Raw genomic sequence first — 13,383 nt, 5'->3', positions numbered from 1 at the left:
ACGAACAAGCCGTTTCTCAACGGTGAGCGCGTCATTCTGTATCTATTCTGCATCCAAGACATGCTTCCTTGGCAGGGACGCAAACTCCGCGCGAGGGCAGCACGTTGGGATACCGCATTCAATATCGGTCGTCCTGAAGGCCAGCTGAATTGCAGTGTCGGATGCGGCTTCCTCGGAGGTTCGCTCGCCCGGCGAGGGCCCAGAATTCCAGACTTGGAATCGGGCGGGAGAGCCGCGCATGGACCCTGAAGCGAACGTTTTTTCGGCGGTTGCAGCGTCACCGCCGCCCGAGGCTGCACACCCATGTTGATCGCCCGGACCTCGTCGGCACTGCGCCGCCTGTTGGGGCGTTGGATGCCTTCGCGCCAACAGCGCCCGTACAGTTCGGAGTTCGAGGCAAGTGCCCGCATGCCAGGGCTGCTGCGCGCGTCGATGATCGCCATCGCCCTGGCGGTGTGTTCAGCCGCTGCGCTCGATTTCATGGCCATAGAGGTCGTGGAGGGTGCTCGACGCCATGACCAGGAGGTATTGAATCTCGCGGGTCGACAGCGCATGCTGTCGCAGCGCGCTGCGCAGCTCGCTGCGCGCTTGAGCCTTGGTGATGACGCCGGATCGCTGAGTGTGCAGTTGCAAGAGGCCGCGCAGCAGTTCAGGCGTGATCGCGAACGCCTGCTGGCGATCCCCCGGTTTGCCGAAATGGCCGATCAAGCGCCCTCGATCGAGCCGCTGTTGCTAGCGATGCAGGCAGCCAGCCGCGAAGCCGCCCGAGGCACTTCAGGCACCAGCACGGGTCTCGCTGCAGCCCAGGCCGTTGCCCAGGCCGCCGACCAGTTCCTGCCTCCGATGGAGGCCATGATGACCAAGCTGCAGCTGGCGACCGAGCAGGCCATCAGGGACACGGAGGGCGCGCACAGCCGCTACATGACCGCTTTGGCGGTGTTCGTGTCGATGGTCGCGCTGGGTGCGGGGGAGTGGTTGGCGCGCAAGATGACACGCCAGCAGGCGCGTCTACGACAGCAGACGCAGGAACTAGAACGCCTGGCGCTGGTGGCGGAGCGTACGGACAGCGCGGTGATCATCGCCGATGCCGAAGGGCGCATGACCTGGGCCAATGATGCGTTCACGCGCATCAGCGGCTACAGCCTCTATGAGGCCCAGGGCAAGAAGCCAGGCTCGCTGCTTCAGTTCGAAGGCACGGACCCCGTCACCCGGGCGCAGTTGCGCGCCGCGATTGCGCAACATCAGCCCATCCAAGTCCAGATCCTGAACCGTGCCAAGCAAGGGCGCCTGTACTGGTTGCACCTGGACATTCAGCCCTTGAAGGATGACAACGGTCTGTGCAATGGCTTCGTTGCCGTGGAAACAGACATCACCGCCGAAGTGATGGCGCGCGAGCAACTGGAAACGCTCCTGCGGGCTCTTCCCGCCGGTGTGGTGCAGCAGGACGGCAGCGGCAAGATCACACACGCCAACCCGGAAGCCTGCCGGATCCTGGGTTTGACACTGGACCAGATGCTCGGGCGTGCATCGGTGGATCCGCAATGGCACACCGTCCACGAGGACGGCACCCCTTTTCCAGGCCATGAACACCCGGCCATGCAAGCCTTGAGCAGCGGTCAGGCCGTTCGTGGCGTGTCCATGGGCGTGTCTCTGCCCAGTGGTGAGCGTCGTTGGCTCCGGATCAATGCCGAGCCCGTACGCCATCCCGATGGAAGCGTGGCCAGCGTGGTGTCGAGCTTTGTCGACATCACCGAAGCCAGCTCGCAGCGGCGGCTCCTGGCCTTGACGGTGGATGCGGCAGGACTGGGAACCTGGGACTGGAACGTGAACGCTGGTGAGGTCGTCTTCAATGACCGCTGGTGGCGCATGCTGGGCCATGAACCGGGGGCGCTGCCTTCTGCGCTGTCGATCTGGGAGGCGCTCATGCATCCAGAGGATCTGCCGAAGGCAAGACGAGCACTGCAACGCCACTTCGACGATCCTGCCGAGCCCTACCGATGTGAGTTCCGCATGCGGCACGCTACCGGCAGCTGGGTGTGGATCATGGCCGCAGGTGCCGCCATCGAGCGGCGCCCTGGCGGCCCGCCGCAGCGCGTGGCCGGCGTCCACCTCGATATCACGCAGCGCAAGGAGCTGGAGCAACGACTGGCGGATGCCGCGCTGACAGATGCGCTGACCGGCCTTCCCAACCGCGCGGCCTTGCATGCGCGCCTGGCGCAGTGCGCGGCGCGGGCGCGACGCAGCAGCGACTACCGTTATGCGGTGCTCTTCATGGACTTCGACCGGTTCAAGCAGGTCAACGACAGTCTGGGCCATGAGGCCGGTGACGAGCTGCTGCGACAGATTGGCCAACGGCTGCGGACGACGCTGCGCCCGGGTGACGACCTGGCGCGCTTGGACAGTGACGAACATACAGCCGCCCGACTGGGTGGCGACGAGTTCGTCGCCCTGCTGGAGCCGCTTCGGCGACCGGAGGACGCCGCGGCCGTGGCGCAGCGTCTGTTGGATGCTCTGGCTGCGCCTTACAGGCTGGACGGCCACGATGTGTGCAGCACGGTGAGCATCGGCATCGTCACCAGTGACCGCGAGGACACCGATCCGGAGACGATGCTGCGCGACGCCGACACAGCGATGTACGAGGCCAAGCGCCGCGGCAGAGCGCGCTATGTCGTCTTCAGCGCGGACATGCAGGAGCGCGTGCGACACGCGCTGGACCTGGAAGCCGACCTGCGCCGCGCGTTGCGTACGCCTGGGGAAGTGTTTGTGGTGTATCAACCCATCGTGGAATTGACCACCGGGGCGGTCTGCGGTGTTGAAGCACTGGCCCGCTGGAACCATCCAACACGGGGCCCGGTACCGCCCGTAGAGTTCATACCGTTGGCCGAGGAGAACGGCTTGATCGCCGAGTTGGGCGAACTGGTGCTTCAAACCGCCTGTCGCGACGCCGCCGACTGGTCCCGAACCCTAGGTTCCCGCGCGCCTGCCACCGTGTCGGTGAACCTGAGCCGTGCACAGATCCGCAAGGGCGGGCTGCCCGCGACGGTGGCCGCTGCGCTGGCGAACACCGGCCTGCCGCCCGGCGTCTTGCGCCTCGAAATCACGGAGTCTTTGGCCATGCAGGACACGCAGATGGTGGCCACACTGTATGAGCTGCGCAGCCAGGGCGTGAGTCTTGCCTTGGACGACTTCGGCACCGGATACTCATCACTGGCTTCGCTGGACCAACTGCCGCTGGATGTGGTGAAGATCGACCGCAGCTTCGTTCAGCGCATGGTCGGGGACCGGTATCAGACCGCCTTGATCGAAGCGACGCTGATGGTGGCCGCGTCCCTGGGGTTGGATGTGGTCGCTGAGGGTGTAGAGACCGAGGAGCAAGCCGATCTCCTGCGTCGCGCTGGCTGCAGGTACGCCCAGGGCTGGCTGTACGGCAAACCGATGTTTGCCGGTGAACTCGCACGCAGCATAGGTCCATGCGCCTAGCCTTTTGGGGGTGGCTGGCAGCTACGATGCACGCCAGGGCCACGGCGATTTCCCTCTGACACTGACCAACCGGGCCGAGCCCGAGGCTGGTAAAACTTCCCTTCAAAAACTGCATCTGGGCGATGCTATGCCGATAACTAACCTTAGCGGCATAGCACTGCCAAACGCGTAAACTGTCTCGCGTGGAAACCAGCTTGCCTGTAACCGCAAAGCCGCTGTCGCTGCCTGAAGCGGCGAAGCTGGCGGCACTTCGGGCCTGGCACGAGGGGCTGTCGTCGAGGGATGCGGTGGCGCGGTACCTCAGTGAAGCGCGGTCGGCGGGACAGTCGTCGCGCGGCGTCATCGGGGTGATCCGCCGTGACATCGCGTCCTTCGCCAGGTCGCGCCACCGGGGGGACCTGGCCAAGCTCTTCACCGGACCTGCCCGCAAAGGCCCCGCAGCCGCACGCGCCATGGCCACCGCCATTGAGCAACTCCGCAGCGCGCCAGTTCCCGCACCTCTGATCGGCGACGGGGTCGACCACTGGCTTGAGCCCCGCGTAGCCGCTGCGTTGCGCAAGGCTGGCATCAAGACCTTGGCCGACCTCACGCTTCGAGTACCCCGCCGCAGGCGTTGGTGGGTCGACATCGACGGCATCGGCAAGGCCGGTGCGCGCCGGATCGAGGCGTTCTTCGCCGCGCATGAAGAATTGACCGACCGTGCTCGCGCGCTGCTGGTCACCCAGGCGCCGTCGGATGTAGTTCCCTGGGAGAAGCTCGTCGTGCCTCATGAGGTCGACGGCACCATGGGCCTGCATCGTGCGCCGCGCGCGTCGTGCGTCCTGCGGGCGAACAACGACTACGAGGCGGTCCAGGCTTGGCTGTCGCTGCACGAAGCGCCTGCAACGCAGCGGGCCTACCGCAAGGAAGCCGAACGGCTGATCCTGTGGGCCATCGTCGAGCGCGGCGTGGCCCTGTCCTCGCTGGCCACCGAGGACGCCGTGGCGTACCGGGCCTTCTTGCGGCAACCGACGCCAAGGCAGCGTTGGGTGGGGCCGGCGTCACCTCGCAACTCCGCCGAGTGGCGGCCGTTCGTGGGCGGCCTGTCCACGCGCTCCAGGGCCTATGCGCTGTCCGTGCTGAGCTCAATGTTCCGGTGGCTGATCGAGCAGCGGTACGTGCTGGCCAATCCCTTCGCGGGCATCAAGGTGCGTGGCGTCAGGCAGGCGACCCTGGACACGACGAGATCATTCTCCGAGGGTGAGTGGAAGCTTGTGAGAACGGTCGCCGAGGGGCTGGAGTGGTCGTACGGTTGGCAGCCTGGCGCAGCCCAACGGCTTCGCTTCCTGATCGACTTCAGCTACAGCACGGGGCTGCGTGCTGGCGAACTGGTGCACGCCACGCTTGGATCGATCGAGGTCGATGCGCACGGCGATACCTGGCTGCACGTGGTCGGCAAAGGCAGCAAGGCCGGTAAGGTGGTACTGCCAGGGCTGGCGCGTGGTGTTCTGGACAGGCACCTGGCTCAGCGTGGCCTCCCCGTGACGCCAGCGAAGTGGAACCCCGCCACGCCGGTGCTTGGCAGCCTTGATGGCGAGGCCGGCATCACGTCCAAGCGGTTGTGGGCAATCGTGAAGAGGTTCTTCGCCACGACAGCCGATGTCCTGGCCGACACGAATCCCACGCTTGCCGAGAAGCTGCGGCGGGCTACGCCTCACTGGATGCGCCACACGCATGCGACCCACGCGCTTCAGCGCGGGGCCGAACTGACGACGGTGCGAGACAACCTGCGGCACGCGTCCTTGTCGACCACGTCCATGTACCTGCACTCGGACGATCTTCGCCGGGCGAAGCAGATCGGTGGGGCGTTCGAGGCGCCGGCGTCGTGATCGGCCGGGGCAGGTCGAAGCGTGTCAATTTGCACCGAAAGCACAAGCGGTCCGCGAGAGCCAGTTTTGCAAGTGCTTGTCGCCGTTAGAGTTTTTCTGGGTCAGCGTGTCAATCTGCAGGAAAAATACGATTACCCCCGGGAGAGGTTTCACATCTATCCTGACGGTTCGGCAGCCGGGGCCGGCCGGTCGCGGGCTCGCGTCGCGCCATCGGCGGACGGGGGCTTGCGTGGGAGGCCGTTGCGGCGGAAGGCCGGGCGCCCATGGGTGGACGCCCGCCGCGAAGGCGGGTCAGGAGCAGAAACGAGGCGGCCGGAGCGGGCCCTCTAGCTCTGCGTCAGGCACGGGTGCCTTGTTCAGGCCGCCCGGTGCGGCCGATCCCAGGGGCGGGAAGTCGTGTGTGGACGTCACCAGGAGCGCTGCGGTTGCGCTCAGGTGGTCGCTCAGAACGTGCTGCGCCGATTCGTTGGAATCGTCCAAGTGATAGGAGCCATCCTCGTGGTGATGATGTCCCTCTTCCTGCCAGTGCAGCGCAGTGTGTTCCAGGTCGGCCAGGGCATTCAACGTGGAGTCCGCCTGGGCCACGGCCACCGTTTGCCAGAGCATGGCAAACAGCATGACGAGGAGGACGGTGGTTCGGCGCATGGCCGCGCGAGTTTAGCCAAGGCTTGTCCGACCCGCGGACCGTCCGGCTTTGGACGGCCTTAGTGTCGGACGTACTTCACGGCAGCCATGGCAGCCGGTGTAGGCGGCCAGCAGGGCGGGCAGGCTTCAACCGCAGTAGCCAGCACCGCAGAACTCACCGGGCACCCGCAACACGAGTCGTGCCTGACCTAGGACCTCGGACTACGATGACGCATGTCCCGATCTCCCCTGCTCCCACTCCCAGACTACCGGCGCATCTATCAGGTCGCATATAGCGTACTCGAAGCGTCGGAAATCGCCATCACGCACCGGGCTTGTATCTTCTTTGCTTCAGTGGGAGCGCTCATTCTGCGGGATCAGTACTCGTTGCCTGCAACGATCAGCGCCGGGTGCATGGCGCTGATGGTCGACGAGCAGAAGGCAAACGTCGTGGTGTACGGCCGTGACGAAGGCGGCGTCTTCGTGAACGACAAGCAAGCTTTCCACGCATGGGTTGAATGTGAAGGGTGGCTGATCGATTTCATGTCCCCGATCATGGGCGTTGCCCTGCGCGCGGACGGCCGAGATTGGCATGTGCCGCGCCGCATGTTGCAAAGGCGCATGTCGGGCCGGAAGGGCAGCCTCGGTGAGATCCAGCACCTTGGCGACTTCTATGTGAGCCACGATCGGTCCCTCACAGAATCGTTGATCGACAGCCAGAACGTTCAATTCGGCGATCTCTTGAACGTCTGCCAGACTTGGTTTCGGCGGCCTCCAAAGCCCCTCAAGGATTTGGCAATGGGAGACAGCCACGCGGGAACCAAGAAGTTGGTTCTTCGTGCGCCATCGATCGATGGCGTTTGGTGAGGCCCGCTCACGGTGAGCCCATCCACCATGGTCATTTAGCCGAACCTACGCTGCCATTCGGTGCTCGTAGTACGGCCGCTCACGATCATCCAGGATGTCGAGCAGTTCTTGCGCATGGCGGCCCAAGGGATTCAGCCACTCGTCGACGTAGCCTGGCCTGATCGGGACGATGCAGCGATCGTTGCCCGCTGCGGCGACTTCATCTGGTGGCTCGTCGGTGATGGCTGCGAATGACAGGAGGTCAGCCTCTCCTGTCCCCGACCACTTCGACCACAAGCATGCGATCGGCATGTCCTGCGTCGGCCGCGGCCTGAACTCGAGCACCAGGTTCTCAACTTCCTCGCCGGGCGCCAGCTCGCGTCCCTCAGCCTTGTGCCGGTTCACGTTCTCGTAGAACGCGTTGACCACGATGAGCCCGTGCGTGTGGCCGAACTGGTTCTTCCAAAACCCCTGGAGGTTGTCGCGGCGGGCGTTGCAGGTGCCCGGGTACTTGACGTCGTAGTACGCGGGCTTGCCGGCCGGCCGGCAGGCCGACCAACTGCGCCGCGCGATGGCGGCGTGGAAGCGCAAGGGCGGCCTCGCGCAGTACTACGACAAGATCGTCAACGGCATGACCTCGCGCGGCTATCAGCGCGAGTTTGCCGAGGCGATTTTCGAGCAGATCAAGGGGTTCTCGGAGTACGGCTTTCCGGAAAGTAGCGCGGCGAGCTTCGCGCTGCTGGTCTACGCGAGCTGCTGGATCAAGTGCCACCATCCCGCCGAGTTCCTGGCCGCGATGCTCAACAGCCAGCCACTGGGCTTCTACTCGGCCAGCCAGCTGGTGCAGGATGCCCCGCGTCACGGCGTCGAGGTGCGCCGCGTCGACGTGATAAGCAGCGACTGGGACTGCACGCTCGAAGGCCTGCCGCACCCGCCGGCGGTGCGGCTCGGGCTGCGGCTGGTGGTGGGGCTCAAGGCCCAGTCGGCCCTGCGCATTCTCAAGGCCAGACGCGAGCGTCCGTTCGACGGCGCCGAGGACTTGGCCAGGCGGGCCGAGATCGAGCAGCACGAGATGACGCTGTTGGCCGCTGCCGATGCGCTGATGAGCCTGGCTGGCCATCGACGGCAGCAGGTCTGGGAGGCCGCGGGGCAGCGCTCGGCACCGCAGCTGCTGAAGCAGGCGCCGGTCAACGAGGAAGACCTCGAACTGCCGGCGGCGCCGGAGGGAGAAGAGGTCGTCTGGGACTACGCAGCGACAGGCCTCACGCTGCGCCGGCATCCGCTGGCCATCCTGCGAGCGGTGCTGGCCAAGCAGGGTTGGTGCACAGCGGCTGAGCTGCACGATTTGCCCGACGGCCAGCTGGCGCGGGCCTGCGGCATCGTGACGGTGCGGCAGCAGCCTGAGACCGCCAAGGGCGTGATTTTCGTGTCGTTGGAGGACGAGACCGGCAGTGTGCAGGTGATCGTGTGGCCGAAGGTCAAGGCGCAGCTGCGTGGGCCGCTGCTGCGCTCAAAGCTGATGGCGGTGAAGGGCACCTGGCAGCGCGATGGCGATGTGCGCAACCTGATCGCCGGGCATGTCGAGCATCTGACGGCGCTGCTCGGTGGGCTGGCGACCAGCAGCCGGGATTTTCACTAGGCCGTGCGGCCGATGGAGGGGAGGTCGACCGTTGCCCGGTGTCCTTGCAAGACTCTCGCCACTGGTGAGAGTCTTGGATCGGGACACGTGTCGCGGCAGTCCGTAGTCGGGAAGAAGGCTTTTGCCGTCCGCTTCACGTTGCATCGCTGCCTACAGGTCCAAGTCGATGGTTGGCGCTGAACGACCCAAAGGAGCCCGTTGGCACCAACGGAAGCAGTCACTCGCGAGCCAAGGCTACGGTCCGAGCGCGCCCTCGGTTGCGGCTGATCCACTCCGGTCGACGCGACGAAGCGCGATCCATCCCAGCGTAGTTGGCCGCCGTCTGAAATTCCTTGTGCCAGCGCCGAGACCGAGCATATGCGCCATGGCTTAACCGACATCGCCGTCGCGCAGCAGCAGGACGCGCTTGTTCATCGTGGAATTGACTTCACCGGTGCCGCCACATCCTGATGGCCGAGACCGCGAGGATGACCGCCAGTGCGGGTAGCAGCAGCACCACCGGCACCGAACCCAGCAGCAGGCCGCCTAGCGCGGCGCCCAGGACCGAACCGGCCGCCATCGCCAGCACGAAGCCGCGATGCAGCCGCAGCACCGCAAAACTGCTGTCGCGGCAGTAGCGCGCAAACCCCGCCAGCATCGTCGGCAGGCTGATCGTCAGCGACACGCTGCCCGCCAGCTTGAGGTCGATGCCGAACAACAGCACCAGCGTCGGGATCAGCAACTCGCCGCCCGCCACCCCCAACAAGGACGCGACGATGCCGATGCCGAACCCGGCCATCACACCTGCGACCCGGAGGGCCGTGCCTTCTAGCGCAGGTGCGGCATCGGCATGCCCTGGGTGCAGCAACAGCAGGACGGCGATCAGCACCAGCAGCAGGGATACGACGCGCTGCAACGTCGCACCCCGCCAGCGCGTCGCCCAGCCCGCGGCGATCCAGGCGCCGGCCAGACTGCCCAGCAGCAGGTTGACGATCACCGGCCACTGCTCGGCCACGCTGGCCACCGGTACCGCCGTTCCGCGAAACAGCAGCGCCGAGGCCACGACCACCAGGCTGATCGCCTTGTTGACGATGATCGCGGGCAGCACGGCCAGTCCGAACATCAGCAGCAAGGGCAGCCGGAATTCGGCACCGCCCAGGCCGATTAGGCCACCCAGCATCGCGACTGCCGCGCCCGCACTGAAAGCCGCGATGCTCCCGCGCGGCTCCAGGGCTTGGGCAGTGGACATGGGGGCGGCCTTCGTCGTGCGCGAATCGTCAGCCGGTCCGCAAGGGCATCACATGGACCAGGCCCGGGTCCAGCCGCACTCCCACGCGCGCGCCCAATGCCAGACCCTGTCGCTGCGCCCCTGACAGCGTCAGCACCAGCCGTGCGCCGGGCACCGCGGCCAGACTCAACGTGGCCAGCGTGATCTCGCCGAGGTGCCGGGCCTCGCTGACCTCGGCGCTGAAGTCGGTTGGCCCGATGGCAGCGACGTCGATCAACGCAATGCCGTCGCTGGGAATGACCCAGTTCACCGCCTGCCCGGTGGGGACCTTGCCCTTGTCGCGCACCTGCAGCGCCGGTGCCATCTCGCTACTGCTGCCTTCACCGGTCCAGCGCAGCAGGCCCTGGCCGGGTGTGTCGGTCGGCCCCAGCCACCGCCCCTGGAAGCGGTTCTGGATGCCCACTAGGTCGGCCACGCGCGCATTGCGCGGCGCGTTGTGGATGTGAGCGGGCGAACCCTGCTGCAACACTTGGCCCGCATCCATCACGACCAGCCGGTCGGCCAGCATGCGGGCCTCGTTCAGGTCGTGCGTCACCAGCACGATGGGAATGGCCAGTTCGCGGCGCAGGTCGGCCAGCAGCCGGTATAGGCCTTGCCGGTTCATCTGGTCCACCGCTGAGAATGGCTCGTCCAGCAGCAGCAGCCGTGGCGCGCGCGCCAGCGCCCGGGCCACCGCCACACGCTGCTGCTCACCGCCCGACAGCGCCACCGGCCGGCGCGTCTGCTGATCGGCGCCGAGGTGCACATGGTCCAGCCAGCGCCGCGCCTGCTTCAGCCGCTCGTCGAGCGGAAGATGCAGCAGCGACAGCGCCACGTTGCCCACGGCGTCTAGGTGCGGCATCAGCCCGTAGTTCTGAAACACCAGCCCGACATGACGGCGCTGCGGTGGCAGGAAGACGCCCCGGGCCGTGTCGCACCAGACCTCGTCGCCGACCTGCACACGCCCTTGTTGGGGGCGCATCAGGCCGGCCAGCACGCGCACCAGCGAGGTCTTGCCGGCACCCGAGGGCCCGACCAGGGCCAGCAGTTCGCCCGCCTCGCAACGCAGGCTGCCGCGCAGCGGCATCGGCAGCGCCTGCTCGACTTCAACGGCCAGCGTCAGCCCAGGCGTCAGGTCAGGTCCGCTCATCGCCGCACGGCCAGTCGCGCCGACGCGAAGAACGAGGCGCCCACCGCGCCCAGAGAAAACAGCAGCAGCAGCAAGGCCATCTGGTTGGCACTCGACAGGTCGAAGGCTTGCACGCGGTCGTAGATCGAGATGGCGATGGTCTTGGTCTCGCCCGGGATGCTGCCGCCCACCATCAACACGACGCCGAACTCGCCCAGCGTGTGCACGAAGGTCAGCACGCAGGCCGAGAGAACGCCCGGCCAGGCCAGCGGCAGTTCGATGCGCAAGAAGGTCTGCCAGGCCGACAGGCCGCTGACCGCCGCGGCTTCTGCCAGCTGCCGCGGGATCGCCTCGAAGGCGCGCTGCACCGGCTGCACGAGGAAGGGGATGTTGAAGACGATGGACGCGATCAGCAGGCCGAGGAAATTGAAGGTCAGGCGCAGCCCGAGGTGTTGCTGCACCCAGGCGCCGACGGGCGAGGCGCCACCCATCGAGACCAGCAGGTAGTAGCCCAGCACGGTGGGCGGTAGCACCAGCGGCAGCACGACCAGCGCCTCGATCCACGGCTTGGCCGCCAGGCGCGTGTAGGCCAGGCAGCGGCCGAGCCACAGGCCAGCGGGCAGCAGCACCAGCAGGGTGACGGTCGCCAGCTCCAGCGACAGGATCAGGGCTTGCCAGTCCATGACCGCAGGCCCTATTCCTTGGGCATGGCGAAGCCGTAGCGCACCATGATCTCCTGCGCGCCCGACGTCGAGAGGTACTCGTAGAAGGCGCGCGCGGCGGGCGGCGCACCCTTTACCAGAACCATGCGCTGCTTCAGCGGCTGGTGCCAGCTCGCGGGGATGAGCGCAAAGCTGCCAAGGTCCTTCATCGCCGGGGCCAGTGCCAGCGAATACGCGATCACACCGCCCTGCGCCGACCCCGAGGTGGCGAACTGCGCCGTCTGCGAGATGTTCTCGCCCAGCACCAGCTTGCCCTGGATCGCATCCCACAGGCCGGCGTGCTGCAGGGCCTCCTTGGCACGCAGGCCATAGGGGGCGTGCTCGGGGTTCGCGATGGCGAACTTCTGCAGCCGGCCATCCTTCAGCGCGGCAGCCAGGTCCTTGAACTCACCGTCGGCCTTGAGCGGCGAGCCCGGCGGCACCATGATGCCGATGCGGCCGACGGCATAGGCGCGACCCCGGTCTTCGGTCTTGCCGGCATCGGCCAGCTGATAGACAAAGTTCTCGTCGGCCGACATGAACAGGTGGAACGGCGCGTCCTGCAGGATCTGGGTCTTGAAGTTCCCGGATGAGCCGAACACCAGCCGCAGCTTGGTGCCGGTCTCCTTCTCGAAGCGTGCCGCGACCTCCTCAATGGCGAACTTGAGGTCGGACGCCGCGGCCACGGTCGGCACGGTCTGCGCCTGCAGCGGCGAGAGCAGGCACAGCGGCGCGGAAGCCAGGACCGCGAGGGCGCGGCGACGGATCACGGACATGGAGGGGCTCCGGGCGGGTTGGCGGATGGGGATACGCCGATCCGATATCTACGGAAAGCGATATCGCGTGCGAAGTATATCGGTGACGCCCGGCGATGACAGCTGTCGGTGATGCCGTCAGGCGAGAATGCGGACCGCCATGAAGACCACGCTCAGCGTCGCTCCACTCGATCCCAAGACGCGCTTCCGCGTCCAGGTCAAGCACGCGGTGGCGATCGGGCCAGGCAAGGCCGACGTGTTGCAGGCCGTCGCCGAGACCGGTTCCATCTCTGAGGCCGGGCGCCGGCTGGGCATGAGCTACCAGCGGGTCTGGTCGCTCGTGAGGGCGATGAACGGCGACTTCATCGAGCCGCTGGTGCTGACGCAGCGCGGCGGCGCAGCCGGCGGCGGGGCCGTGCTGACCAAGACTGGTACCCAGGCCTTGGCGATCTACCGGGCGATCGAACGTGACGCGGAACGCGCGGTGGCCAAGCGGCTGCCGCAGTTGTTGGCGCTGATCCGGCCCGACGCGGGTGCGGAGTCGTAGCTGATCGAGCGGGAGCCATTGGGGCCGCGGCGTGCATTGGCGAATCGGTTCTCAAGTCGACGTCCGCTCTCCGGCCATCAATGCGAAGTCGGCTTCTGGCCCGTCCAGAGTCGACCGTCGAAACAGTACGAATGACGGCTCGGCGTCACATGGCCGCCGGTCGGGCAGCAGGTTCATCCCGTGAACCAGCCGCTTCGGGGATCACCCCATGAGTTGACATAAACATTATTGTCGCGCATTAGCGGTTTGGGCGACAATCACGCTAGAAGCATACGAGATGAGCGCTGCTCCCGCCAGCGCTGGCTTAGCCAGGGACCTCGTCGCCCCGGTGGCGCGGTGCTTCCGCACTCTCATCGAATCTCGCGCTGGGCCGGCGGTCGTTGCACGACTTCTGTCAACCGTACACAATGATTCCATCTCTGATGCGGTGGATCCTATGCACAGCATGACCTTGGAACAACTGCGCGCCACCGCGGCCGCCGGCGGCGTCGCCGGCGTCACGCTCAAGGGCCAGGGCGGCGCCTTCATGCTGCGCATCGCCACCCGCA

11 protein-coding genes are annotated in these 13,383 nt (G+C 66.4%); 5 read left to right on the top strand and 6 right to left on the bottom strand.

The annotated features are described in order from the left end of the window. Positions 1 to 303: 303 nt before the first annotated feature. Positions 304 to 3,480, top strand: coding sequence for an EAL domain-containing protein (locus ACE3RX_RS20210; protein ID WP_374486769.1), 3,177 nt, complete (start codon positions 304 to 306; stop codon positions 3,478 to 3,480). A 194-nt stretch (positions 3,481 to 3,674) separates the two neighbouring features. After that, complete coding sequence (locus ACE3RX_RS20205) at positions 3,675 to 5,348, top strand: phage integrase family protein (protein ID WP_374486768.1); 1,674 nt, start codon at positions 3,675 to 3,677, stop codon at positions 5,346 to 5,348. 291 nt (positions 5,349 to 5,639) lie between these two features. On the opposite strand, the gene ACE3RX_RS20200 is transcribed toward ACE3RX_RS20205, so the two are convergent. Continuing rightward, positions 5,640 to 5,993 carry a hypothetical protein gene (locus tag ACE3RX_RS20200; RefSeq protein ID WP_374486767.1) on the bottom strand — a complete coding sequence of 118 codons (354 nt, stop codon included), beginning with the start codon at positions 5,991 to 5,993 and terminating at the stop codon, positions 5,640 to 5,642. 213 nt (positions 5,994 to 6,206) lie between these two features. On the opposite strand from ACE3RX_RS20200, the gene ACE3RX_RS20195 reads away from it, so the two are divergent. Continuing rightward, on the top strand, positions 6,207 to 6,839 hold the full coding sequence (locus tag ACE3RX_RS20195) for a DUF2026 family protein (RefSeq protein ID WP_374486766.1): 633 nt from the start codon (positions 6,207 to 6,209) through the stop codon (positions 6,837 to 6,839). Positions 6,840 to 6,884: 45 nt separating this feature from the next. On the opposite strand, the gene ACE3RX_RS20190 is transcribed toward ACE3RX_RS20195, so the two are convergent. Continuing rightward, positions 6,885 to 7,409 carry an SOS response-associated peptidase family protein gene (locus tag ACE3RX_RS20190; protein ID WP_374486765.1) on the bottom strand — a complete coding sequence of 175 codons (525 nt, stop codon included), beginning with the start codon at positions 7,407 to 7,409 and terminating at the stop codon, positions 6,885 to 6,887. Between ACE3RX_RS20190 and ACE3RX_RS20185 the strand changes: the two genes are divergently transcribed. After that, complete coding sequence (locus ACE3RX_RS20185; RefSeq protein ID WP_374486764.1) at positions 7,390 to 8,457, top strand: OB-fold nucleic acid binding domain-containing protein; 1,068 nt, start codon at positions 7,390 to 7,392, stop codon at positions 8,455 to 8,457. The two genes, ACE3RX_RS20190 and ACE3RX_RS20185, sit on opposite strands and share 20 nt — an antisense overlap. A gap of 427 nt (positions 8,458 to 8,884) precedes the next feature. Here ACE3RX_RS20185 and ACE3RX_RS20180 read toward each other — a convergent pair whose 3' ends face one another. The 4 genes from ACE3RX_RS20180 to modA are packed head-to-tail and all read right to left on the bottom strand — an operon-like array spanning position 8,885 to position 12,309. Beyond that, positions 8,885 to 9,685: a TSUP family transporter gene (locus ACE3RX_RS20180; RefSeq protein ID WP_374486763.1), complete on the bottom strand. Its 801-nt coding sequence runs from the start codon at positions 9,683 to 9,685 to the stop codon at positions 8,885 to 8,887. Between the two features lie 28 nt (positions 9,686 to 9,713). Continuing rightward, on the bottom strand, positions 9,714 to 10,853 hold the full coding sequence (locus ACE3RX_RS20175) for an ABC transporter ATP-binding protein (protein WP_374486762.1): 1,140 nt from the start codon (positions 10,851 to 10,853) through the stop codon (positions 9,714 to 9,716). Further along, positions 10,850 to 11,515: a molybdate ABC transporter permease subunit gene (gene modB / locus ACE3RX_RS20170; RefSeq protein ID WP_374486761.1), complete on the bottom strand. Its 666-nt coding sequence runs from the start codon at positions 11,513 to 11,515 to the stop codon at positions 10,850 to 10,852. Before modB ends, ACE3RX_RS20175 begins: the two co-directional genes overlap by 4 nt. A gap of 11 nt (positions 11,516 to 11,526) precedes the next feature. After that, on the bottom strand, positions 11,527 to 12,309 hold the full coding sequence (modA, locus tag ACE3RX_RS20165) for a molybdate ABC transporter substrate-binding protein (protein ID WP_374486760.1): 783 nt from the start codon (positions 12,307 to 12,309) through the stop codon (positions 11,527 to 11,529). Between the two features lie 139 nt (positions 12,310 to 12,448). Here modA and ACE3RX_RS20160 point away from each other — a divergent pair, with 139 nt between their 5' ends. Then, on the top strand, positions 12,449 to 12,835 hold the full coding sequence (locus ACE3RX_RS20160) for a winged helix-turn-helix domain-containing protein (RefSeq protein WP_374486759.1): 387 nt from the start codon (positions 12,449 to 12,451) through the stop codon (positions 12,833 to 12,835). Positions 12,836 to 13,383: the final 548 nt, after the last annotated feature.

Origin of the sequence: Zoogloea sp., assembly GCF_041914405.1 — a bacterium.
Taxonomy (GTDB): Bacteria; Pseudomonadota; Gammaproteobacteria; order Burkholderiales; family Rhodocyclaceae; genus Zoogloea.
Note: the sequence above shows the minus strand (reverse complement) of the source record. Positions and strands in the feature narration are given on the sequence as shown.

Excerpts from the sequence above, each read along its gene's own strand:
- ACE3RX_RS20210 (WP_374486769.1), top strand. The coding sequence starts at position 304 with ATGTTGATCGCCCGGACCTCGTCGGCACTGCGCCGCCTGTTGGGGCGT.
- ACE3RX_RS20200 (WP_374486767.1), bottom strand. The coding sequence starts at position 5,993 with ATGCGCCGAACCACCGTCCTCCTCGTCATGCTGTTTGCCATGCTCTGG.
- ACE3RX_RS20195 (WP_374486766.1), top strand. The coding sequence starts at position 6,207 with ATGTCCCGATCTCCCCTGCTCCCACTCCCAGACTACCGGCGCATCTAT.
- ACE3RX_RS20185 (WP_374486764.1), top strand. The coding sequence starts at position 7,390 with ATGGCGGCGTGGAAGCGCAAGGGCGGCCTCGCGCAGTACTACGACAAG.
- ACE3RX_RS20180 (WP_374486763.1), bottom strand. The coding sequence starts at position 9,685 with ATGTCCACTGCCCAAGCCCTGGAGCCGCGCGGGAGCATCGCGGCTTTC.
- ACE3RX_RS20175 (WP_374486762.1), bottom strand. The coding sequence starts at position 10,853 with ATGAGCGGACCTGACCTGACGCCTGGGCTGACGCTGGCCGTTGAAGTC.
- modB (WP_374486761.1), bottom strand. The coding sequence starts at position 11,515 with ATGGACTGGCAAGCCCTGATCCTGTCGCTGGAGCTGGCGACCGTCACC.
- modA (WP_374486760.1), bottom strand. The coding sequence starts at position 12,309 with ATGTCCGTGATCCGTCGCCGCGCCCTCGCGGTCCTGGCTTCCGCGCCG.
- ACE3RX_RS20160 (WP_374486759.1), top strand. The coding sequence starts at position 12,449 with ATGAAGACCACGCTCAGCGTCGCTCCACTCGATCCCAAGACGCGCTTC.